Here is a 24,176-nt window from a genome sequence, read left to right on the forward strand (position 1 = left end):
TTTATTCTTCCTTGTTGGTTAATTCATTCAATAAAATTAGGTTCAACTCATCTAGTTGTTTTTTTGAAACAGGAGAAGGTGCACCTGTCATCGGATCTGAACCAGAAGCTGTCTTTGGAAAGGCAATCACTTCTTTTATTGAATCTTCTCCAACAAGAACACTAACTAATCTATCCATCCCTACTGCAATTCCGCCATGGGGAGGTGCGCCATACTTAAATGCCTCTATTAAAAAACCAAACTTTTCTTCGATTTCATTTTCAGACAATCCCAAAACTTCAAATACTTCTTTTTGAATGGTTCTGTCGTGAATTCTAATACTACCGCTTGCTATTTCATATCCATTAATAACTAAATCATAAGACTGAGACTTTATTTTTAGAGGATCGATATCTTTAAATTTTTTAAAATCTTCTAGATTAGGCATTGTAAATGGATGATGCTCAGCCATAATTCTTTGTTCCTCTTCACTCCAAGAAAACATTGGAAAATCGATTACCCACAAAAAATCAAAACCTGATTTTTTCTCAAATTCTTGTTTTATTATTTTATTTCTTAATTGACCTAATATTTGATTAACTTTGCTATTCTCTCCTAGTATCATTAACATAACACTATTCTTTTTAATTATATCATTTTCTATTAGTTTTCTTATTTCTCTTTCTGCTATCTTTTTAATGTTTGATCTAATATCTCCAGAGTTAGTAAGAGATATCCATATCATTCCAGAACTTCCTAAGCTTTTTACATATTCAACAAGTTCGTCAAACTTGCTTCTTGCAAAGTTTTCTGCTTTTTCTGGTATAATGAAACCTTTTAATACAGAACCATTTGCTAATTCTTCTTTTATAAACTTAGCTTCAGTTTCTTCAAAGTAATTACTCAATTCAATAAACTCCATGCCATATCTGGTATCAGGTTTATCTGACCCGTACTTATTCATTACATCGTCATATGTATATCTTCTAAAAGGAACTACTATTTTCTCATTTATAGTTTTTTGAAAAATGTCTTTTATCAATTGTTCAGTCACATTAAATATATCTTCTCTTTTAATAAAAGAAGCTTCTATATCAATTTGTGTAAATTCAGGCTGCCTATCTGCCCTAAAATCCTCGTCTCTAAAGCAACGCGCAATTTGAAAATATCTATCAAACCCTGCTACCATAAGCAACTGTTTAAATAGTTGTGGCGATTGAGGCAAGGCATAAAATGTTCCAGGTTTTAATCTTGAAGGAACTAAAAAATCTCTTGCACCTTCTGGTGTTGATTTGGTAAGATAAGGGGTTTCTATCTCTAGAAAATTTTGTGATGATAGATAATCTCTCGTTGCTTTCATAACTTGATGCCTTATAATGAGATTTTTCTGCATCTTTTCTTTTCTTAAGTCTAAATATCTATATTTCAACCTAAGATTTTCTGAAACATCTTCGTCCTTATTGATATATATAGGCGGTACTTCAGATTCAGATATAATTTCTAATTGAGTCGCTAGAACTTCTATTTCACCTGTCTTCATACCTAAATTAATATCTTTTTCAGGTCTTGTTCTTACCACTCCTGTGATTGAAACTACAAATTCGTTTTTTAATTCTAATGATCTCTCATATACTTCTTTGTTATCATTAGGGTCAAAAACAACCTGTGTTTTACCATATCTATCTCTCACAAGAACAAATATTAATCCACCTAAATTTCTTATTCTATCAACCCATCCATTTAGTACTACTTTTTTACCAGTATCTTCTTTTGTAAGTTGTCCACAAGTGTGTGTTCTTTGTTGAAACAAAAATAACACCTCCTCTAATTATTCATTTTATTTTACCATTTTTTGTGGTAAAATAAAACTAGTAAATTACTAATAACATTATAAAAACCAGGAGGTGTTGCTGTGAAAAAGGTAGGGATTTTGTTTTTCGTGATTATTTTAACAGTAGGAGTATTCTCACAGACTTTTAAGGATGTACCCATTAACCATTGGGCTTATGACGCAGTAGAAAGGCTTTCAAAAATTGGCATTATTGAGGGATATCCCGATGGTACCTTTAAAGGTTTAGAAAACATGAACAGATATCAGCTTACGGTAGCTCTTTCAAGAACTATAGACTATATAAATCAGTCGGTAGTTTCTCCATTGGCTCAAAATTTATCTAACTTGGAGAAAAAGGTAAATTCATTGTCTGTTCCTCAAGGGGTTTCTAGTGCAGAATTACAACAGATTCAAAGTAGGTTAGATTCTATTTCAAGTAACGTATCGAATCTTCAAAGCTCAGTTACTAGGTTAGACAATTCTGTTAAAGAGCTTCAAAATTCTTATGAATTACTAGGTTACACTACAACTAAGATAACTGAATTAGAAAGAAAAATTGATAATTTGACGGTTCCTACTTCCACTGTTAGCAAGAGTGATATTGACTCCCTAAACACAAAAGTTTCTCAATTACAAACTAGTGTAACTAGTTTGAATAGTAACTATCAAAATCTCTCTTTAACAACTTCTCAACTCCAAGAAGAGGTTAAAAAAGTTTCAGAGGTTCAAAATTCTCTTGCAAAAACAAACCAAGAAGTAGAGAAATTAAACGCTTTAGTTAGCAACCTTAACACAAAAATAAATACTAAAGCTGATGCAACTGATGTAGCTCAACTCAAAACTGATACCCAACAATTAAATACAAAAGTCAACGCTAATGCTCAAAATATATCAAAATTAGACTCTCAAGTTCAAGCCGTACAAAAGAACGTTTCTGATTTAACTCAAGAAGTTAGTAATGTAAGAAAAGTCGCAGAAAGCGCTGGAAAAGGTGGAGGAATAAACTTTGTGGATATTATTATAGCCGTTGTAGTATCTACTGGTATTTCGTTCCTTCTCAATAGCCTAATGGGAAGCGGAAGTTAATATTGAGTTAATATTTTTTAAAATAATAAAATATGCCGCGAGTAATACTTGCGGCATATTTTATTTAACTTTTCTTTTTAAAACAATCACTGACACTCTATCAGAAGCATCTTCTGCTCTATCAGCTATATCTCCTATCTGAGAAAATATGTCTCTTAATTCAAGCTTTTCTGCTAATTCTAAATTGCCCATAGAAAATAACTTCTTAATCATACTTTTTTCTAAAACATCTTCTTTATGTTCGAATTCCTCGACTTTTAATATATCTTCGTTCGTCTTTTCTATGTTTAAAAACAAAGATTCTATAGAACTTTTTAAGTGTTTATAAGTTTCCCTAACATATTGATTTTGCTTTAATATATCCTCTTTGAACTCTTCTGGAATTTTAGGCCTTTGAAAATCAAGACTCTCAGATACACTTTGAATCTTATTCATAACTTTATCTACACTTTCTATTAAAGCTAATAGCTCCCCTCTCAAATTAGGCAAAAATGCGCCTTCATACATAACACTTATTGATTTTCTTCGCAAGATATCTGCTTGATTTTCAAGTAAAGATACTTTTTGAACCTTCTCCATCATTTCTTCATATTGGTTAGTTAAATATAACTCGAGAACCTCTTGAAATACATCTAATCCTTCTTGAATTTTATCCAAATGTTTAAAAACAAGATCTTTAACCTTTTCTTCTTTTTTACCCACAAAAAGTCTCATAACTCACCCCCAGTTTAAACCGAAGAAAACCTCAGTATTCTTCAGCCCTTAAAACTTTGGCACACCTTGGACAAACGTCCGGATACTTTTCGTCTTTTCCAGTTTGAGGATCTATCTTCCAACATCTTTCACATTTTTTACCGATGGCTTGAACTATTTTTATTTTGGCTTTCTTCCCATCAAAACCCTCATCAACAGAACCTATCTCACATTGAGATACAATAAAAATATCTGCCAAAAAACTTTCATCAAAATCTGTTAAGAATTTCTTTAAGTCCTGGTCATGAATATCTAAAATAACCTTTGCATCTAGTGAGTTCCCTATAAGTTTTTCTTTTCTTTTCTCTTCTAGGGCTTTAAGTACATCTTCTCTAAGAGATAATATAACCTCCCACTTTTCTTCTAATTTAGGTTCTAAATATTTTTCATTATATTCAGGCCATTGCTCAACAAAAACTGTTTTATATTTTTTCTCACTAGTTGGAAGATAATCATAAACTTCTTCTGCAGTAAATGAAATAATTGGTGCCATCATTTTAGTAAGAGCAATTAGCGCTTCATACAGGACTGTTTGTGCGGACCTTCTTAATTTAGATTTTTTACCTTCTACATAAATTCTGTCCTTAATTATATCTAAATAAATGGAGCTCATATCAATAGTACAAAAGTTATTAATCAAATAATGTACTTTATAAAATTCATAATTATCGTATGCAGCAGTAACATCCTTAATAAGTTTGTGTAGTTTTAACATTGCCCATTTATCAATTTCGTACATCTCTTCATATTCAACACAATCTTTTTGGGGATCAAAGTCATAAATATTACCTAATAAAAATCTTAAGGTATTCCTTAATTTTCTATATATTTCAACTTGTTGCTGTAATATATTATCTGAAATCTTTATATCCATAGTATAATCTGATGAAGCAACCCATAATCTTAATATATCTGCACCATATTTATCTATTACATCCCTTGGATTAATAACATTACCAAGTGATTTAGACATTTTACGTCCATCCTCATCTTTAATAAATCCATGAGTTAAAACTGCTTTATATGGGGCCTTACCGTGTTTTGCTACCGACAAAAAAATCGAACTTTGAAACCAACCTCTGTGTTGGTCGCTTCCTTCAAGATATAAATCAGCAGGAAATTTTTTCAATTCCTCTCTTGTATTCACAACTGCTTCAAAAGATGAGCCAGAATCTATCCATACATCTAATATATCTTCTTGTTTAGAAAAAATAGAACCGCCACATTTTGGGCAGACAAAATTCTTAGGCAATAAATCTTTTATGTCTTTTTCAAACCAAGCATTACTTCCATAATTTCTAACTATATCAATAACACTGTCTAAGGTTTCTACACTTAAAATTAAATCGCCACATTGTTCACATCTAACAGCAGGAATCGGTATACCCCAAGCTCTTTGCCTTGAAATCACCCAATCTGGCCTTTCCTTAACCATTGAAGTGATTCTATTTTCTCCCCATTTTGGTATCCAATTAACCTGTTTAATTTGTTCTAATACTTTTTCTCTATAATTATTTTTCTCTAAATCGATAAACCACTGTTCTGTAGCTCTAAAAATAATAGGATTTTTACATCTCCAACAATGTGGATAAGAATGAACCATCTTACCAGAAGCTAAAAGAAAGTTAGATTCTTTTAAGTCACTTATTATGACCTCATTTGCATCCCATATTTTCAATCCTGCATATTTGCCAGCTTCCTTCGTAAAGTAACCTCTATCATCTACAGGAGAAATTATTGGGAGATTATATTTTAAACCTGTTTTATAGTCATCAACTCCATGTCCTGGTGCTGTATGTACGCAACCGGTACCTTCATCCAAAGTTACATAATCTGCTAGAACAATTAAACTATCTCTATTCATAAAGGGATGAACGGCCTTTTTTCCTTCTAACTTTTGACCTTTGAACGTTTCTATTATGTTATATTGTTGTATATGTGTTTGTTCTAATGTTTTAGTAATTAATTCTTTAGCTAATATCCAATATTCTCCATCAACTTTAACTTTTGCATACTCAAAATCAGGATGCACCGCAATAGCAACATTGGCTGGTAAAGTCCAAGGCGTGGTAGTCCATATTACTATATATGTATCCTTCTCTTCTTTCATCGGAAATTTTACATATATAGAATCAGATTTATGATCATGATATTCTACTTCTGCTTCTGCTAAAGCAGTTTCACATTCCGTACACCAATATATAGGTTTTTTCCCTCTATAAACATTTCCTGTTTCTACCAAACTTTTAAGAACTTCTAAAACTTTCGCCTCATACTCAGGTTTCAAAGTCAAATATGGATCTTCCCAAAAACCTATAACACCAAGTCTTTTAAAGCTTTCTTTTTGAATATCAACATATTTCATTGCAAATTCTTCACATATTTTTCTTATTTCTAATTTATCTAGTTCCTTAGCTTTGTCACCTAACTTTGTTGTCACACTATGTTCTATTGGAAGACCATGAGTATCCCAACCAGGAACATATGGAGAATTATATCCTCGTAGAGTTTTATATTTTATTACAATATCCTTTAAAACTTTGTTTAAGGCAGTTCCTAAATGTATATCACCATTTGCATAAGGTGGTCCATCATGCAATATATATTTTTCGGCATCCTTTCTATTTTCCATTAAGTAATTAGCTACATCTATATCTTCCCATTTTTCCAGAATAGTTGGTTCCAATGATTTTAAATTGGCCTTCATCTTAAAATCTGTTTTAGGAAGGTTTATTGTATCTTTATAATTCAAAATGTGCACCTCCAAATTTTTTATTTGATTTTTATTAAGTTTTTTATTGTGTCTATTAATTCTGTTAAATCCATAGACTTAACTACATATGCATCTGCAGCCCATGAAGCCATTTCACTTTTATAATGTGAATAAGCCGTAAGAAATATGATTTTTTTATTAGAATACTTCTTTCTAATTTCTGCCGCTAACTCTAAACCGTTGACATCAGGCATCTCTATATCTGTACAAATAATTTCTATATCTTTATTATTATCTAGTATTTCTAATGCCTTTTTAGCATTTGGCGCACAAAAAACTTCATATCCAGCGTCTTCCAATTCTTCTTTTATTAAAGTCCTTATATTTTCTTCATCATCTACAACTAATATCTTTGACAATTTTATCCCTCCACTTTTTTCTTTTCTTTATTCTCCAAAAATTCTTTAAAATTATATAGTAATCAAAATACTAAAGTATTTATGTGTTTTTTATAACTTTGGTTAACATTATTAATTGCTATGGACCAAAGGTATCTCAAACCTAAAAGAAGTACCTGTTTCATCAGATTTTACTAAAAATATTTTACCTTTATGTTCTTCTTCAATGATCTTTTTACATATTGCTAATCCTAATCCTGTACCGTCACTCTTAGTAGTGAAAAAAGGTGTGAATAATTTATCTTTGACCTCAGCTGAAATTGGTGCTCCATTATTCGATATTTCAAAAAAAGCTTTCCCATCTTCTTTACCAACTTTAATATCAATTTTACCATTCTCATCAACAACTTCTATTGAATTTTTAATAAGATTTATAAGAACTTGTTTTATCTTGTCTCTATCAGCCTTAACAAAGACCCTCTCATTCAACCACTCAATATTTAACATAATATCTTTTTGTTTGATAAAATCTTCGTACATAAGTAATACTTCTCTAATAATTTCTATCAAATCAATTTCTTCAACCTGCATTAACTTAACTCCACGAGTATATTCAAGGATTTCATTTACAATATTTTCTAGACGATACAACTCTTCACCTATTATTTTAGTATACTTTTGAACGTATTCATTATCTCCTGCTTTTTTATTAAGCCTGTTTAAAAAACCTCCTATAACTGTAAGCGGATTCCTAATTTCATGGGCAATCTTTGCCGCCATCTCGCCCATCGTAGCCAATTTCTCTCTTTTTTCCATTTCTTTTTGTAAATTATATAGTTCAGTTACATCATCAAAAACTATAATAATCCCTTCAACTACACCTAATTCCTCATTTCTTAAAGGCGAAAATTGAATATCAAAAGTTCTTTCTTCATTAGATAAATAAAGCTTGTAATTTTGAAGTTTCAAGTAGTTTCTTGAATGATACACTTTTTGTATTATTTCTATTATATCATCTCCAAAAACACTTACTAAATCAGCAATAGAAGTTCCCATAACGTTTTCTCTAGGTCTTGAAAAAATATTTTCTGCCTTTTTATTCCATTCAGTAATTTTTCCTCCACGATCCACAACTATTATAGCGACTGGTAAATTCTGTAAAATATTATCTTTAAAACGTCTATAATAATCCATTAAATCTTTTTGCTCTTCTAATCTCTTTGTTTTTTGGCTTAGCTCCTGATAATTTTCAATCATTTCAATAGCTAAACCAACATTATCTTTAAATAACTTAACAATTTCAATATCCATTGTGGTAACAGGCTTTCTTGTAATTTTATTGTCTACTATAATAACACCTTTGGTTTCCAACATACCTGTAATGGGAAAAATTAGAAATTCCTCTGTTCTTACAATATCATAAATGTCTTCTAGATCCTCCCATTTTATCTCTAACATTTGAGGAACAACATGAATCACTTGTTTTTTCTCAACAACTCTTTCTAAAATAGGATGGCCTTTATATGCTAAAACTTTATTTTGGACTGTCAATGTAAGTTTATTATTGCTAGGAAGTCTTATACCTTCTTCTTTTAGATATTGCGTTAGACTTCCATATTTTATAGCCCTTATATTAGCCTCTTTCCATACCTCATTGGCGTCTTGATCTTCATCTGGACCAACCCATAACTTTGGAATCAACAAACCCCGAACACTATCTTTTTCTAAATAAAGAGCCCTATTGAATTTTAATCCTCTGCCAGATGTTAAACCTAATAACATTATTTTTATTGCCAGATTTTTATCGTAAACAGACCTTACTGCTTGAGATATTTTATCTAAGCTATTCATTCTATCAAGATATTCTTTTTGCATCTCTATAAGTTTTTCATGACTTTCTTTTAAACTAGTAAGTTTACTAACCTCATCTTGAAGTTTTCTGTATAGCTTTATTCTATGAAAAGAAAAAGCCAACCTTTTTGCGGAATCGTTTAATACACTAAAATCAGTTTCATCAAAATTTTTATATGTTCTATAATCAAAACCTTCTTCTCTGTTGTAAGCACTTAATACACCATAAATTTCATTATTTTGCTCAACTATAGCATGAATTGAAGATTTCAAATCTATATCAAAAGCCAAAGGATAATTTTCAAAATTCTCTCTTCCAATCAAAAAAAAACTACTTTTTTCCTTTATCGTTCTGCCTTCCAATGAATTCTCAACATCTAGTGTTTTAAATCTTACTTTGCTATCTTCTAAACCTGTAAAACAATTCAACACTAATTTATTATCTTCATATTTCCAATATGCAAGGCACTCTGCATGCAAAGAATTTTTTATTAAATGTAACACATTATTAATTAAAACATTTTCTTCGGTGATCTCTTCCAAAACGTTTGTTAATTGTACCATCAAAGATATTTTTTCTTTTAATTCTTGAATCTTTAAGGTTTCCAAAACCAAATCAATGAGTATCGAAAAATAATATAGTTCTTCTTTTAATAGCTGCTCATCGGTAGGATCCTCGAAAAAACCTACCGCACCAATCAACTTGTCGTTTAAAACAATGGGGTATAAATAAAGAGACACTTCTTCGATCTCAGCATCACTGGTATCAATATTTTTTGATGTTATCTTCAAAAAAACCTTTTGGCCAGAAATAAGCTGTTTTTTTAATTCGTCTTCATTTGATAAATGAATCCTAATCTGACTAATATTCGAAACAGTAGAAGCTAAAGATCTTAAAATTTCTCTCTTTGCTTCATAAATAAATACCAAATTCTCTTTTCTTAATTTGTATTTTAAACGACTTGATATTTCTTCAAAAGTAGACTTTAATAGTTTTCTTGGGTCTTCTTTTGATATAATATTTAAAAGATTATCCATCACATCTATCATGCCTCCCAAATCCTAAAATCTAAAAAATACAAGGGTATTTCACCCTTTAAACATTTCGAATTGACTTCAAAATCTTACCAAATATCTATAATAAATTATACCACTTTATCTGCCAGAAAACTATAACTAGTATAGGAAAACTATCACTAGTATAGTATGAAAATTCAAGATTAACTTGACAAAATAAAATAAAAATATTATAATTAAAATGAATTAGCAGTTGAAGGTTTCGAGTGATAAACCAAAACATTAATTTTATATTAACATGGAGGTGAACAATAATGAGATTTAACCCTAACGATTTTACAGAAAAATCTTTAAAAGCCATTCAAGAAGCACAAAATACACTAGCTTATAGTGGTGGAAATATTTTAAAACCAGAACACCTATTGTTAGCAATTTTAAATATGAATGATGAAAGCGTATTACAAGCATTTGAAGGAAAAGATGTTAATCTCTTAAAACAACGATTAGAAGAAGCTATTTCTAGAGAAATGGGAATATATTATTCTTTTCCTTTTGCGGGGCAACAAGGAATATATATATCAAATAATTTAGGAACTGCTTTTCAAATAGCAAAAACAGAGGCTAGTAAACTAGGTCTTAATAAAATCCCTTTATTAGCTTTATTACTTGGAATATTACTTGAAGGATCTTCATATGCATCTAAGTTATTAGCCTCGTTTACAAATGAGGGTAAAATAAGAGAATTACTCAATGAACTTGTAGAAATGGGGGATGAAGAATTGGGAGAAGGTATAGGAGATCCTTTAAAAAAATATACAATTGATTTAACCAAAGAAGCAAAAAAGGGCAAGCTAACCCCAGTAATAGGTAGAGAAAAAGAAATAAGAAGAGTGATTGAAATTCTATCAAGAAAATCCAAAAACAATCCTGTTTTAGTTGGAGATGCTGGAGTAGGAAAAACAGCTGTTGTTGAAGGTTTAGCTCAATTAATAGTGAATGAAAATGCACCTGATTACTTAAAAAACAAAGTAATACTTCAATTAGATATGGCCGCATTATTAGCAGGAACCAAATTTAGGGGAGAATTCGAGGAAAGGTTAAAAGCTGTAATTGATAGTGTGAAAAAAAACAGTGATCAAATTATCTTATTTATTGATGAATTGCACAATATTATTGGTGCCGGCGTTGCTGAAGGAACAGCTATGGATGCAGCAAATATCCTAAAACCCTCACTAGCAAGAGGTGAAATTAAAGTTATTGGGGCAACAACTTACGATGAATATAGAAAATACATTGAAAAAGACAAAGCATTAGCCAGAAGATTCCAACCTGTATATGTACAAGAACCATCTGTTGAAGATACCATCGAAATACTTAAAGGTATAAAAGAGTCATATGAAAAGCATCACGGGGTTAAAATACTGGATGAAGCATTGGTTGCTGCGGCTAAACTTTCAAATAGATACATAACAGATAGATATCTGCCTGATAAGGCTATTGACTTGATTGATGAAGCATGTGCAAGAGTGAAATTAAGAAGCTCAGGAAAACCTGAAAAAATTTTAGAATTAGAAAGGAAAATGTCTAGATTAGAAGACGAAATTAATCAGCTAACTCTAGAAGAAAAGTATGAAGAAGCGTCAAAGAAAAAAGCAGAATATTTTGACGTACAAAAAGAATTAGAAAATCTTAAAAAAATAGAGAAAAATCTAAAAGGAGAAATGGACAATATAGTTGACGAAGATACTATTTCAGCTATAGTTCAAGAATGGACGGGAATCCCAGTAACAAGAATGGTGGAGGACGAAAAAAGAAAACTTGCTAATCTTGAAAACGAAATACACAAAAGGCTTGTTGATCAAGAAGAAGCTGTTAAGATTGTTGCACAACACATAAAAAAGGCAAGGGCTGGACTAAAAGATCCGAGAAGGCCTATAGGTTCTTTTCTATTTCTTGGTCCTACCGGAGTTGGAAAAACGGAACTTGCAAAGTCTTTAGCAGAAATCTTGTTTGGAACTGAAGATGCATTAATTAGATTTGATATGAGTGAATATATGGAAAAATTCAATGTTTCAAGATTAATAGGTGCAGCACCTGGATATGTAGGATATGAGGAAGGCGGGCAATTAACTGAAGCAGTTAGAAGAAGACCTTTTTCTGTAATACTATTGGATGAAATTGAAAAAGCTCATCCTGACGTATACAACATTCTTTTACAAATATTAGATGATGGAAGATTAACTGACTCACAGGGAAGAACTATAAACTTTAGTAATACCATTATAATCATGACTTCCAATATTGGCTCTGACAAAATAAGCAAAACAAAAAAGAGTGTTGGATTCATAGAAGACGAGAATTTAGAGGAAAGTTATGAAACAATTAAACAAGAAGTTATGTCTCAAGTAAAAACCGTCTTTAGATCCGAATTCATAAACAGATTAGATGATATCATTGTATTCAAGCCATTAAGTATGGAACATATAAAAGATATAGTCAATATAATGATTAATAGATTAGAAGAAAGGTTAAAAGAGAAGAAAATACGCATTCAAATAACCGAATCTGCAAAAGATGTGTTAGCAAAAGAAGGATTTGACCCTATTTATGGTGCAAGACCTTTAAGAAGAGTTATCGAAAGAAAAATCGAATCTCCTCTTGCAAATATGATTATTGAAGATGAAATATCTGAAGGAGATTTAGTAATTGTAGACTCAAAAGATGGAGAAACATTAGAGATAAGAAAAGCTGCAGGAGAAATACTTAAAAAACGGGACTAAAAGTCCCGTTTTTTTAATATCTAATCTTCATAAGGTTCAAAATCTTCTTTTGGCGCCCCACAAATAGGACATGTCCAATCGTCGGGCAAATCTTCAAAAAGTATACCTGGCTTTATTCCAAAATCAGGATCTCCATAGGATGGATCATATATATAACCACAGATTGTGCATCTATATTTCTCCATAATTTTCTCCCCTTTTAATTTTGATTATGTACCTCTAAAACACTTCAACCCTTTTTGTATTCTCCCACAACCCATGAATATTACAATAAGAAAGGGCTATTAAAGTACCTGTTTTGGGTAATTTAATTTTAGTTTTAACATGTGGTTCAGCCAAGGTTGGGCCAAATATATACCTACCAATATGAACAGTATTAGGATCATTATCATAATGAACGAATAAATCTAACCATACAATGTGATGTTCAACAGTATTTGGATGCTTTATTTCTTTACCTACTTGAATTTCAACTTCAAACTCTTCATTGGCTTTCACTTTTTCTATACAATCTATTGTAGGAACATGTTTTTCATTTTTAAAATCTTGTATTTTAATAACTTCTCCTAACATACTGAACCCCCCTTTTTTAAAATTCTGAAAATTTGCTTTTTGGGGCCCCACAAATTGGGCATCTATCGGGAGCTTCTCCTTCTACAGTATATCCACAAACATCACAAATATAAATTTTCCCTTTTTCAATATCTTTTTCTTCTTTAGTTGCTTCTTTAGCTTGTTTATACCATTCTTCATGAATTTTTTCTGCTTCAAGAGCAAAATGTGTAGTTCTAACAGCTTCATTTTCATTTTGAAATTTTGCTGCGTTGTTGTACACTGGATACATTTCCTGAACTTCAAAATTTTCTCCTTCAATAGATTGTTGCAAATTATCTTGTATAGAACCCAAATGTCCCAATGCTTTAAAGTGATTCCTTGCATGAACATACTCTGCATAAGCGATAGCTCTCCACATCCGAGCTAAATTTTTTAACCCTTTTTCTTCTGCATCATCTGCAAAAATAAGATACTTCATATGTGCTTTGGATTCACCACAAAAAGCATCTTCTAAGAATTGTCTCGTCATCTCTCTTTTAACCATAATTAATCATCCTCCTTTAATATAACTTGATAATGTCAGAAATTTCAAAATTCTTATTATATATGTTTTAGAATTGATTTTTTACAAAATACCTCATTAGTTTTAATACTCACTAATTCTTAATTTCTTTAACTTTTTTGGTACTTGTACCGAGGAAAGAAAGAAGGCTCCGCCCTGAACCCATTATAAATTCAATTCATTTCTAAAGGCCCAATATAACTCGATTTAGAAATTGTTAGCTTAATTACCAAATTTTATTTGTAAATCTATCTTAAATAAATACATTTTCTCCACCTATTTACAAGTATATAATAAAGCTATTTATATTATTACAAACTATTAAAAATTATATCATAAAATAATTGAAAAGGCGAAGAAACTGATGTTAATAATTGAAAAAAATGATATAATTTAAAATAGCTTTGATTTATACGATGAGAGGAGGCTTATTTAGTGCAAAATAAAGGAGAAAAAGACCTTAAAAATTTGGAATCAGAGCAAATATCTATTCAATTTAATGAAAAATTAGAATCTTTTAAAAGAGAATTAGAACAATGTAAGAATTCACTTGAAAATTTGGAACAGAATACATTAAAACTAAATAGTAATTTAAACAAACTCGCAAAATATTGCAAAACTTTATTTTGGCTTCTTTTAGGTTTGATTGGTTGTGGAATTGTCTTTTTAACAATAACGCCTCCTGTTGTAATAGGGCTTTGGATAATTTTTGCTACCTTCATTATAATTATAGCAATTTTTTATTATTTAATAAAGCTGACTTTTAAAAAATTTGATTAAATAGGTCCTTTATAAAAAAATTTTCAAAAAATGTCTTGAATTTATAACGAGTTGAGGGCGAAGCCCTTACCCCTACATCGGTACAAGTATGAAAAAAAGTCAATAAAATTCAAAATTAATATAGATTGGAATTGTGAAGTTATTTGGGTAAATAATTCAAATTTAAAACATAAATATACATATTTTAAAAATATCTAAAGACGGTATTGATTGAATAGGGTCTTTAGAAATGAATATCTTCAAAAGTATGCATTTGAATTTATAACGGGTCCAGTGCAGAGCCCTCTTCCTTTCCTCGGTACAAGTACGAAAAAAGTTAAAGAAATTAGGAATTAGTAAGGATTAGAACTAATGAGGCCTTTTATAAAAATCAATTCTAAAACATATATAATAAGAATTTTGGAATTTCTAAAGTGAGTATTTGGTTGAATATAGGGAGGGATATAGTTGAATAAAGAAGACGCTCTAATACTTCTTAAACAATACATAAAAACAGATACTCTTATATCTCATTGTTTAGCTGTAGGAGCAATAATGAAAGAATTAGCTTATAAACTAAATAAAGAACCAGAAAAATGGGAAATAACAGGTATATTACATGATCTAGATTACGAAATGACTAAAAACAATCCGGATATTCATGCACTAAAAACTGTTGAAATTCTTGATGATATGGTAGATCAAGACATAAAAGATGCTATTTTAGCACATAATGAAAAAAAGACACTCCAGAAAGATATAGAAATAGCTTTATATAGTGCTGATCAACTTTCCGGCTTAATAACTGCGGCAGCGTTAGTTAGGCCTAATAAAGATATAAGCGGCTTGTCGGTTAAATCTTTAAAGAAAAAATATAAAGATAAAGCTTTTGCACGAAGTGTTGAAAGAGATAAGATTAATGAAATTACGAAACTAGGTATTTCATTAGATGATTTTTTTGAATTGGCTATAAAAGGAATGGCAACAATAGAAAATGAATTAAACTTAAACAGCAAGTCTTAATAGCTGCTTTCATCCTTTTCATCATCTTTTGAAACTTTATTAAGTTCATTAAGTTTTTCTAATCTAAGGTTTACCAAAGTAAAAAAAGAAACACTCACTACACCAAAAGTGGTGAAAATCCAAATAATTAGAATCATCCAAAAATATTTTTCTACAAAAAAGTAGAACAGAGTAATAATTAATGCAGAGATGGCAAAATAATATATTAAAAAATAAATTATCCTTTTTAATTCTTTGGTTATTTTTTTCATGTCTAAAGAAATGTACCTCCTAAAACAGCTGTATTTATATTCTATTTCTCATTTTTTTAAAAAAGCTTCAAGTGCAATTCTGAGTAACTACAGTTTTCATTTTTTAATATACCTACTTCTCTATAGCAAAAAAGAATAATGTAAAGGCAGGTGACGTTTTATACAAGCTTTATTAAGTATCTTACCTCAACCTCATTATGACAAAATTTATAAGATATGGGATGATCTTGAAACAAAATTTGGAATAAAATGGGTAAAAAACAACATTTCTATTCCTCACTTAACTTGGAATGTTGCAGAAAATTATAATATTGAAAATTTCACTGAAGTAATTAAAACTTCTATAAAAACTCTAAATTCAATAACCATAAAAACTCAAGGTTTGGGGCTATTCACTGGAGATAAGATTACTTTATATCTTCCTATAAAACCCACAAAAGAGTTATTAGAATTTCATTTGTTTTTATGGAATCTAGTAAATGTAAATAACACAAAACTAAACAAATATTATTCAACTACAAATTGGATTCCTCATATTACCCTTGCTGTTGAAGATATAAATAAAGAAAATGTTGGAACTGTGGTCAGTTATCTTTCAAAGAAAAAATTAAAACTTCAAATAAAACTAGAATCGGTCTCTGTTGTTCGCAGAGATATTGGAAAAGAGATTGAGATTGAAAACACCTACGGAATACCAAGAAAATCTAAAAAAAAGTCTGTATAATGTAGATTAATTAGTAGTAGCCTTTCTACCGAACCACTCTATCAATAATGAACTAACTATCCCTATAATAACATAAATTACAAATATAAACCAATTATTGACATTTAAAATAGGTGCTCTTAATCCACCGATCATCAAACCTATAAGACACATCATAGTATATATATAATATTTATCAAGTAACCACTTTAAAAGTTTGCTCATAAAAGCTAATCCAACTACAGCACCTAAAATAAATACCAATATAACTGAAAATCTAAACTCATTAACAGCATTCACAATATACGAATATTGATTCATCATTAACAGGACAAAAGCACCAGACATTCCCGGCATAACCATAGCTGACATTGCACACACTCCTGAAAAGAAAATTATCGGCAAGCTATGATCCATTATCAAAAATTGTGCTCCAGAAATGTAAAATGCAATTGAAAAACCTATAATTAAAGAAAAAACATTAATCAAAGGAGATGAGTTGTTCTTTATTTCTTTTTTCTTTTTTAAGAGATCTGTAAATAAGAATATTATTCCTCCAATAATTAACCCTGCAAAAAAAGAAAAAATTGCATTTGGAAAGTGTGTCATAAGATAATCAATAAAACCTAAGGAGGATAATAATCCTATAGCTACTCCTATATACAAAAAAAGTAAAAATTTAAATTCATCACTATTGAACAACTTTTTAAAATTAAATAAATTCGAAAAAAAGTAAGACCATGAATTAACAAACTTTCCATATATTCCAAGCATTAAAGCAATTGTAGCTCCCGAAACTCCAGGAATAGAGTCTGCGACACCCATAAATATGCCATGTACTATTGTAATTAGTTGTTTAGTCATATCTCCTCCTATAAAAAACCCCGCGTAATGCGGGATAAGTTGGGGATTTTATTGGGGGTTATTGATTTCAAAAGGAATTTTACATGAAAAAACTTAATGCTTCCTTAAAATTTTCAAAAAAGGTAATATTTCATGTTCAACGACTTCTAATCCCAACTCAATACCCATCTTATTTTCACCATGAAAATCAGAACCTGCAGTAATTATTAAATCATATTTTCTTGCCAATCTTTTATACTCTTCTATCATCTTTTTTGTATGGTGAGGATAAAATACTTCAATTCCGGCTAAACCAGCATCTTTAAGTAATTTTACAAGCTTTTCTAATTCTTGTTCTTCTAATTGAGTTTGATAAGGATGAGCTAAAACAACAATACCACCGGCTTGAGTAATTAATTCTATTGCTTCGGTATATGGTAATCTTTTTTTATCTATATAAACACTTGCCCCTCTTTTAAGATATCTTTCAAAAGCTTCTTGTGTATTTTTAACATATCCCTTTTTAACCATTAAACTTGCAAAATGTGGCCTACCTATTAAATCCCCACCTGCTTCCTCTAACAATTCTTCCTCAGTTATATCAAACCCCAATTTCTGCATTTTTTGAATCATCATTAAATTTCTTTCTTCTCTAAACTCTTGTAAAGTTTTGAGAGATTGATTCAATTTTTCATTTTCTATGTCAAACGCATATCCTAATAAATGTAAGGTAGTAGGAAATTCAGCGCTTATTTCAACCCCTGGTACAAAAATTAAATTATTCAATAATCTATTTTCTAAAAAATTAATATCTTTAATACCATCTAGCGTGTCATGATCAGTAATAGAAAAAACTTGTATTTTTTTATCCACAGCCATATTGATTAATTCTTCAGGACTATTAGTTCCATCGGAACCAGTAGAATGAACATGTAAATCAATTCTCAATTTATTACCTCCACTAAATTGACTTGGAAAATTTAATCTTGTGATTTCTTCCAAATGATATGATTTCTTTTGTCATCGTATATACCTTCTAAATCCTCCGGTAAATCAATATCATCTATGTGTTTCGCAATTGCTTCTCTAATTAGATCTTCTGGCAAGGATGTAATTATCCACAAATCACTTAGATAGATAAAATTATTTTCCCTAATAGGTGATTTGTAAATAGCACTTTCAATTGCCTTGGCGAAAACTTCTAAGGGCACTTCTTTTACAAAACCTTTACCAGACTCTTCTCCATATATATTATTCATCTATTTTAAGCACATGATACTCCATCCTCTATAGGTTGGAGATCAATGTGCCATTCCCTCCTTTCAAATAAAAATGTATTAACAAGTTTGTATATCCTTCTTATAAAGCTAACTCTACTGTCTTCACAAATTCTAAAATCCTTACTATATGTATATTTAAGTTTTAATTATTTTAACAAAATGCCTCTTCACTTCTGATCCTTACTAATTCTTAATTTTCTAACTTCTCAGTTACTTCTACCAAAGGAGGTAGGAGGGCTTCGCCCTAGACCCACCATTATAAATTCAAACGATTACTTTTAGAAAATCTTCTTTTTCTAAAATCCTTAAAACCAACTCACCCATTTTTGACATTATAAAGCTTTCTTTTTTTGAATCTCTCATCCTTTTACCTTTTCTCTATGCAGAATATTGCAATATAACAGCTATTTATTTGCTATTTACATCGATCTAATTTAAAAAATAAATAGTAATTATAAATGTATTTTTAAACTATAGTTATATAACTCTCCCACCATACAAAGCAGCAGAAGCTGCTCCCAATATACCTGCATCTTCAACCAAAAGTGATTGCTCTATTGAATATGTGTTAGCAAAACTGGTCATCACGAATTTATTCACGGTTTGTTTTAAAGGAATAAATAAAGCATCACCAGCTTTACTCATTCCACCACCAATAATTATTTTCTCTGGATTAAAGGCATGAATATAATTTCCAATAGCTTGAGCTAATGCATCTATAGCAAAATTAACTACCACTTTTGCTAGGGGATCATTCTGTTTATAAGCGTCAAAAACATGTTTGGATTCAATTTTTTCTTTACTACCCGCCAAATTTAGAACCAAACTATTAGGATATCTTTCAAGTAAATTTCTGGCCTCCCTTGCAATCGATTTGGCAGAAGCAATAGCTTCTACACAGCCTCTGTTTCCACAACCGCATTGAGGTCCGTTAGGAATTACAACCATATGTCCTAATTCAGGTGCCAACCCATTTTTACCGGTTAAAAACAAACCGTTACATACAACGCCTGAACCTATTCCAGTACCTAACGTTAAAGCTATGAAATCGGTTAACCCTTTTGCCTTTCCAAAATACCACTCTCCAAGAGCAAAAGCATTAGCATCGTTTTCAACGAAAACTTCTACACCCGTATTTTGTTTAATATTTTCACCCAATTCAAAATCATGCCATTCAGGAAAATTAGGAGAAAACCTTACTATTCCTTTACCTCTATCAATAGAACCCGGTGATCCAATTCCAATAGATTGAACTTTGACACCTTTCATCAATTCTAAAGCAACTAAAGTAATATTTTCTATAACTTTCTTATTACCCTTTTCTACCTCGGTGGGATGAGATGTTTTTTTTATTATTCCTTTTTCAGAGTCAACTAAACCTGCTTTTATTTCCGTGCCTCCTAAATCAATGCCTACTACTAACAAATTCATCACTCCTTGGATTATTCTTTTCTAGAACTTTTTCTGTCCACTTTATTATACCAAAATGATAAAATTAATTAAGTATAAAAAACTAATTTATTGATATTTTTAAATAAAATTTACATTAACACTTTAATATAGATAATTAGAATAATTTATATTAGAAGTTTCTAAAGGAGGATATATATGGTTTGTGCTATAATTGTTGCTGGTGGTGAAGGAAAAAGAGCTGGTTATAATGTTCCTAAACAATTTCAAAAAATAAACGGGAAATCAGTTTTAAGACTGACTGCAGAAAAAATTCAGAATTCGCCTGAAATTGATAAATTCATTGTTATTTCTCACAAAAATTATTGTGAAGAAACCCAACATGAAGTACAAGATCTTAACAAATTTATTTCTGTTGTAATAGGTGGTAATAGTAGACAACAAAGTGTGTATAATGGTCTAAAATTTTTGAGAGAATTAAAATATAAAATATCATACGTCGCTATACATGATGCAGTACGACCTTTTGTAAACATCAACAAAATCTCTGAATGTGTCAAGATGGCTAAAGAAAAAGGGGCAGCTATCCTTGCTGAAAAAGCAACATATACAATGTCTAAAGTTCAAAATATGAACATCAAATCTGTCTTAAATAGAGACGAAATCTATTTGCACAATACCCCTCAAGTATTTGACTTTTTAAAGCTTTTATTTGCTTATTCACAAGTTGAAAATATGTTAGATTCTTTTACTGATGATGCTTCTATTTATCACTATTGTGGATTTAATATCTATATTGTTGAGGATGACAAAAATAATATAAAACTTACCACAAAAGAGGATTTTTTATTGGCTGAATATTTGTTAAAATTAGGTTATTAATAATTTACATTTCTAAAAAAGTTTTAAAAAGTTTTATTCCTAAATCAATACTATCATCGTCCGGTAAAAATTTTGGGCTGTGAAGTCCAAATTTTTTACCTTTTGATGTTCCTAACCAACACATTAATGAAGGATATTTTTTTGATATAAACCCAAAGTCTTCTGCTGTCATTTTCATTCCACAGTCAACAACATCGAACTTTTGAGAAAGGACTGTAACATAATTATCATATAGCTCTTTATCATTTTCTACTTCAACATAAAATGAACCTCTATCCAGTTTATAACTGACCTTAGTTATCAACAAAATTCCTTCTAATATATTTTTTAGTGTCTGAAAGTACTCTAAATTAATTTCTGAACTGACGCTTCTCACACTTCCTTCTAGCTTGGCTTCATCAGGTACTATATTAATTGCCCTTCCAGCACTTACTTTTCCAATTCCAAAAATAAAGGGAATCATTGGATCTCTTGGAATCTTATCTAAACAATCTAAAAATAATCTAAGTGCATTTAGGGCGTTTTTTGAATATTGAGGAAAAGCAAGATGAGATGCCTCACCTTCAAAAGTAACAATTATTTCCATAGACGAAGCAAACATAACACCACGTGTTGTAGCAACTGTACCAAAAGGATATTCATCAGTCACATGTAAAGCAAATGCTTTTTTAATATTATACCTATCCAGAAATTTACTTTCAATGATTTTTTCTGCTCCCCCTTTTGACTCTTCTGCTGGCTGGAACAGGAAAATTATATTCTTTTTTATCCGGTTTTTTACAACATCTAAAAGCAATCCATACAGTATGGATGTATGAACATCATGACCACAAGCATGCATATATTCGTTTTTTGACTTAAATTTAATATCTGTTTGTTCTTTTATGTTCAATGCATCTATATCTGCACGAAAAAGTATATATTCATCATTATTCTCTCCATAACTATATTCAACGACTAATCCGGTGGATAATGGTTTATAAATTTTTAAATCAACTTGATAAAATCGAGCAATTTCATCTATGCTTGATTCTAATAGTTGAGTTGTTTTAATTTCTTCAAAGGCTAATTCAGGATAGCTATGAAGGGCGTGCCTTAATTCATAAGGAGTAGGAATCACTTTAAAAGTACCTCCAATTTATCAATCATCTCATCAATTTCCTCATATTCAATGTTCAACGCTGGCAGAAGCCTTATTACTTTCCCTTTGACAACATTCAGTAACAAACCCAAATCCAATGCTTCGTTTATTATATTAGGCATAGATTCTTTTAATTCAATACCTAACATCAACCCTTTTCCTCTTATTTCCTTTATTCTTGAAATTTTTTTATTTTTTAGACCCTTAATGATGTATTCTCCTTTTTTTGCTACATCTTCCAATAAACTTGGAAGCTTTTCTAATATGTATCTCGCACCAGCTGTTGCAACGGGATTGGGTGAAAATGTTGATCCATGTTCGCCCTTTTCAAAGGCTTGAGATATATTTTCTAAAAAAATAGTTGCTCCTAAAGGTAGACCTCCCCCTAAAGATTTTGCGACAGTTATAATGTCAGGAGATAAACTATAATGCTGGTAAGCAAATATCTTTCCGGTTCTGCCCAGCCCTGACTGTATTTCATCACATACTAAGATGAAATTGTACCTTTCTTTATATCGCTCAATAGCCCTTGCAAACTCTAACTTAATTGGAATAACTCCACCAGATCCAAGTATAGGCTCAACAAAAACTGCCAAAGTTTCTTCACCAAAAGAATCAAAAAAATTACTTAAATCATCTATATCATTAAATTTTAACTCAACAGTATTTGGTATTAAAGGTTCAAAAGGTTCTCGTAAATTTTTAAAGCCGTTTATAGATAAAGAGCCTAGTGTCCTTCCATGAAATGCATTTTCAAAATATATGATTTTATTTCTTTTTGGAGTAGCCCGTTTTTTGATTGCTTTTAATGCAGCTTCTGTCGCTTCAGTACCAGAATTTGTAAAATACACACTACCATTTTTTTCCGTAAATTTCACTAACTGTTGCGAAACTATCAAAGTATCCTCATCTAAAAAAAAATTAGAAACATGCATATATCTTTCCAATTTTGATTTAATGGTTTCTAACAAACCTGGATTGGAGTGCCCCAAACTCATAACTCCAATTCCAGCAAATGTATCTAAATACTTCTGACCTTTCTTATCAAAAATATAAACTCCCTTTGCCCTCTCTATTTCAATAGGAAATGTATCATACATTTTTAAAAAAGTCATAAATTAAACTCCTTTGCCAATATATTAACTGCCCTATTTTTATATTCGGTTGGAACTAAGCATGAAATTTTAATTTCAGATGTTGTTACTAAGGTTATAGGAATATTTTCCATAGCCTTAAAAAATCTGGAAGCAACTCCCCTTGCTTTTCTCATTCCAACTCCAACAATAGATATTTTAACAAGGCCATTCTTATAATTTATCTTTGTTCCATCAACATTTTTTAAAAAACCATTAAATACTTTATCTACATTTTCCAAACCACTTTCAACGATACTAAACGACACGTTAACTTTGTCATGATCATTTATCATAGAAATCATATCAATATTAAGATTATTCTCAGCAGCAACTTCAAAAACCTTATTGACTAATAAAAAATCTGTTGGAAGATTTAAAATAGTAACTTGAATTTGATTGTCATCTGCACTTAATCCAGTAACAGTAGGTTCCTCTAAATAATTTTCATAAGCACTCACGACGTAACTTCCCTCCTCATCACTAAAAGATGATGCACAATAAATTGTAACATTATATTTTTTTGCAATTTCAACAGATCTTGGATGTAAGACTTTTGCACCTAATGCAGCCATTTCCAACATTTCATCATGCGTTACATACTTTAACTTCTTCGCTTGAGGATACAGTTTAGGATCAACTGTATAAATGCCTGGAAAATTGCTATAAATTTCGCAAGGCGCTTTTAAATACGCTGCTAAAGCAACTGCAGATGTGTCTGATCCACCTCTTCCTAAAGTTGTTAAGTCTCCTTCTTCTGTGATCCCTTGAAAACCTGTAACAACAAGCACATCATATTTTTCTAAACTCTGATAAATATATTCTCTATTAACATTTTTTATCTGTGCTTCTGTAAAATCAGACGTTGTTATTATTTTTAATTGAAAAGCATTTACAGATCTAGCATTAATCCCCATCTCATTTAAAACCATAGCTAATAATGAGGCGCTTATCTGTTCTCCTGTTGTTAATAACATGTCTAGTTCTCTAGGTTCTGGCCTTTGGACAATTTCGTTAGCTAATTTAATTAAGCGATTTGTCGTGTCTCCCATCGCCGAAACTACAGCCAGCACCTTAAAACCTTTTAAAACTTTTGATTGAATTTTTTTTGCAACATTTTTCATACGTTCGGCATCTGAAACTGAGCTCCCACCATACTTTTGAACAACAATATTCATTTTTTATTTCACCCCGGTTGGTTTAATTAAGTAAAACAAAAAATTCTT

The 24,176-nt window shown here is 30.6% G+C and carries 22 protein-coding genes; 6 read left to right on the top strand and 16 right to left on the bottom strand.

What is annotated here, in order from left to right:
- Position 1: 1 nt before the first annotated feature.
- Positions 2-1,789 carry an aspartate--tRNA ligase gene (gene aspS / locus DTL3_RS09110; RefSeq protein ID WP_045088440.1) on the bottom strand — a complete coding sequence of 596 codons (1,788 nt, stop codon included), beginning with the start codon at positions 1,787-1,789 and terminating at the stop codon, positions 2-4.
- Between the two features lie 102 nt (positions 1,790-1,891).
- Here aspS and DTL3_RS09115 point away from each other — a divergent pair, with 102 nt between their 5' ends.
- Positions 1,892-2,896, top strand: a complete 1,005-nt coding sequence (locus DTL3_RS09115) for an S-layer homology domain-containing protein (protein ID WP_045088441.1) — start codon at positions 1,892-1,894, stop codon at positions 2,894-2,896.
- Between the two features lie 60 nt (positions 2,897-2,956).
- Here the strand turns inward: DTL3_RS09115 and DTL3_RS09120 are convergent, their stop codons facing one another.
- From DTL3_RS09120 to DTL3_RS09135, 4 genes are all read right to left on the bottom strand, one after another.
- Positions 2,957-3,610, bottom strand: a complete 654-nt coding sequence (locus DTL3_RS09120; protein WP_045088442.1) for a TIGR00153 family protein — start codon at positions 3,608-3,610, stop codon at positions 2,957-2,959.
- 31 nt (positions 3,611-3,641) lie between these two features.
- A complete protein-coding gene (gene ileS / locus DTL3_RS09125; RefSeq protein WP_045088443.1) occupies positions 3,642-6,401 on the bottom strand; it encodes an isoleucine--tRNA ligase in 2,760 nt (919 codons plus the stop codon).
- A 20-nt stretch (positions 6,402-6,421) separates the two neighbouring features.
- On the bottom strand, positions 6,422-6,781 hold the full coding sequence (locus tag DTL3_RS09130; RefSeq protein ID WP_045088444.1) for a response regulator: 360 nt from the start codon (positions 6,779-6,781) through the stop codon (positions 6,422-6,424).
- 111 nt (positions 6,782-6,892) lie between these two features.
- Positions 6,893-9,661: an ATP-binding protein gene (locus DTL3_RS09135; protein ID WP_084217285.1), complete on the bottom strand. Its 2,769-nt coding sequence runs from the start codon at positions 9,659-9,661 to the stop codon at positions 6,893-6,895.
- A gap of 281 nt (positions 9,662-9,942) precedes the next feature.
- On the opposite strand from DTL3_RS09135, the gene DTL3_RS09140 reads away from it, so the two are divergent.
- Positions 9,943-12,408: an ATP-dependent Clp protease ATP-binding subunit gene (locus DTL3_RS09140; RefSeq protein ID WP_045088445.1), complete on the top strand. Its 2,466-nt coding sequence runs from the start codon at positions 9,943-9,945 to the stop codon at positions 12,406-12,408.
- Positions 12,409-12,428: 20 nt separating this feature from the next.
- On the opposite strand, the gene rd is transcribed toward DTL3_RS09140, so the two are convergent.
- From rd to DTL3_RS09150, 3 genes are read right to left on the bottom strand one after another with little or no spacing between them, the layout of a single operon-like run.
- Positions 12,429-12,593 (bottom strand): rubredoxin, encoded by a 165-nt coding sequence (rd, locus tag DTL3_RS09365; protein ID WP_062198239.1) that lies wholly within the window; start codon positions 12,591-12,593, stop codon positions 12,429-12,431.
- Positions 12,594-12,627: 34 nt separating this feature from the next.
- On the bottom strand, positions 12,628-12,981 hold the full coding sequence (locus tag DTL3_RS09145; protein WP_045088446.1) for a class II SORL domain-containing protein: 354 nt from the start codon (positions 12,979-12,981) through the stop codon (positions 12,628-12,630).
- 16 nt (positions 12,982-12,997) lie between these two features.
- Positions 12,998-13,507, bottom strand: coding sequence for a rubrerythrin family protein (locus DTL3_RS09150; RefSeq protein WP_171820613.1), 510 nt, complete (start codon positions 13,505-13,507; stop codon positions 12,998-13,000).
- A gap of 453 nt (positions 13,508-13,960) precedes the next feature.
- Here DTL3_RS09150 and DTL3_RS09155 point away from each other — a divergent pair, with 453 nt between their 5' ends.
- A complete protein-coding gene (locus DTL3_RS09155) occupies positions 13,961-14,305 on the top strand; it encodes a hypothetical protein (protein WP_045088448.1) in 345 nt (114 codons plus the stop codon).
- A gap of 447 nt (positions 14,306-14,752) precedes the next feature.
- Positions 14,753-15,307, top strand: a complete 555-nt coding sequence (locus DTL3_RS09160; protein ID WP_045088449.1) for an HD domain-containing protein — start codon at positions 14,753-14,755, stop codon at positions 15,305-15,307.
- Here the strand turns inward: DTL3_RS09160 and DTL3_RS09165 are convergent.
- Entirely contained in the window at positions 15,304-15,558 is a 255-nt protein-coding gene (locus DTL3_RS09165) for a hypothetical protein (RefSeq protein WP_045088450.1), read from the bottom strand. The two genes, DTL3_RS09160 and DTL3_RS09165, sit on opposite strands and share 4 nt — an antisense overlap.
- Before the next feature lie 271 nt (positions 15,559-15,829).
- Here DTL3_RS09165 and DTL3_RS09495 point away from each other — a divergent pair, with 271 nt between their 5' ends.
- Entirely contained in the window at positions 15,830-16,282 is a 453-nt protein-coding gene (locus tag DTL3_RS09495; protein WP_269446395.1) for a 2'-5' RNA ligase family protein, read from the top strand.
- 6 nt (positions 16,283-16,288) lie between these two features.
- Here the strand turns inward: DTL3_RS09495 and DTL3_RS09175 are convergent, their stop codons facing one another.
- The 4 genes from DTL3_RS09175 to DTL3_RS09190 all read right to left on the bottom strand — a co-directional run bounded on the left by DTL3_RS09175 (position 16,289) and on the right by DTL3_RS09190 (position 19,809).
- The gene (locus DTL3_RS09175) at positions 16,289-17,125 is read right to left on the bottom strand and encodes a DUF368 domain-containing protein (protein WP_045088452.1); all 837 of its coding nucleotides are present in this window, start codon (positions 17,123-17,125) and stop codon (positions 16,289-16,291) included.
- A 93-nt stretch (positions 17,126-17,218) separates the two neighbouring features.
- Positions 17,219-18,052, bottom strand: coding sequence for a PHP domain-containing protein (locus tag DTL3_RS09180; RefSeq protein WP_045088453.1), 834 nt, complete (start codon positions 18,050-18,052; stop codon positions 17,219-17,221).
- A 32-nt stretch (positions 18,053-18,084) separates the two neighbouring features.
- Entirely contained in the window at positions 18,085-18,363 is a 279-nt protein-coding gene (locus tag DTL3_RS09185; protein WP_045088454.1) for a hypothetical protein, read from the bottom strand.
- Positions 18,364-18,861: 498 nt separating this feature from the next.
- Positions 18,862-19,809 carry an ROK family protein gene (locus DTL3_RS09190; protein WP_045088455.1) on the bottom strand — a complete coding sequence of 316 codons (948 nt, stop codon included), beginning with the start codon at positions 19,807-19,809 and terminating at the stop codon, positions 18,862-18,864.
- A 183-nt stretch (positions 19,810-19,992) separates the two neighbouring features.
- Between DTL3_RS09190 and ispD the strand changes: the two genes are divergently transcribed.
- A complete protein-coding gene (ispD, locus tag DTL3_RS09195) occupies positions 19,993-20,676 on the top strand; it encodes a 2-C-methyl-D-erythritol 4-phosphate cytidylyltransferase (protein WP_045088456.1) in 684 nt (227 codons plus the stop codon).
- A 4-nt stretch (positions 20,677-20,680) separates the two neighbouring features.
- Here the strand turns inward: ispD and DTL3_RS09200 are convergent, their stop codons facing one another.
- Genes DTL3_RS09200 through DTL3_RS09210 form a run of 3 tightly spaced genes read right to left on the bottom strand, consistent with a single transcriptional unit; the run spans position 20,681 to position 24,128 of the window.
- Entirely contained in the window at positions 20,681-21,796 is a 1,116-nt protein-coding gene (locus tag DTL3_RS09200; RefSeq protein ID WP_052670482.1) for an amidohydrolase, read from the bottom strand.
- Complete coding sequence (locus DTL3_RS09205) at positions 21,793-22,932, bottom strand: aspartate aminotransferase family protein (protein ID WP_045088457.1); 1,140 nt, start codon at positions 22,930-22,932, stop codon at positions 21,793-21,795. The genes DTL3_RS09200 and DTL3_RS09205 overlap by 4 nt, the downstream gene beginning before the upstream one ends.
- Positions 22,929-24,128: an aspartate kinase gene (locus DTL3_RS09210; RefSeq protein ID WP_045088458.1), complete on the bottom strand. Its 1,200-nt coding sequence runs from the start codon at positions 24,126-24,128 to the stop codon at positions 22,929-22,931. The genes DTL3_RS09205 and DTL3_RS09210 overlap by 4 nt, the downstream gene beginning before the upstream one ends.
- Positions 24,129-24,176 lie beyond the last annotated feature (48 nt).

It is taken from the genome of Defluviitoga tunisiensis (assembly GCF_000953715.1).
Classification (GTDB): Bacteria; Thermotogota; Thermotogae; order Petrotogales; family Petrotogaceae; genus Defluviitoga; species Defluviitoga tunisiensis.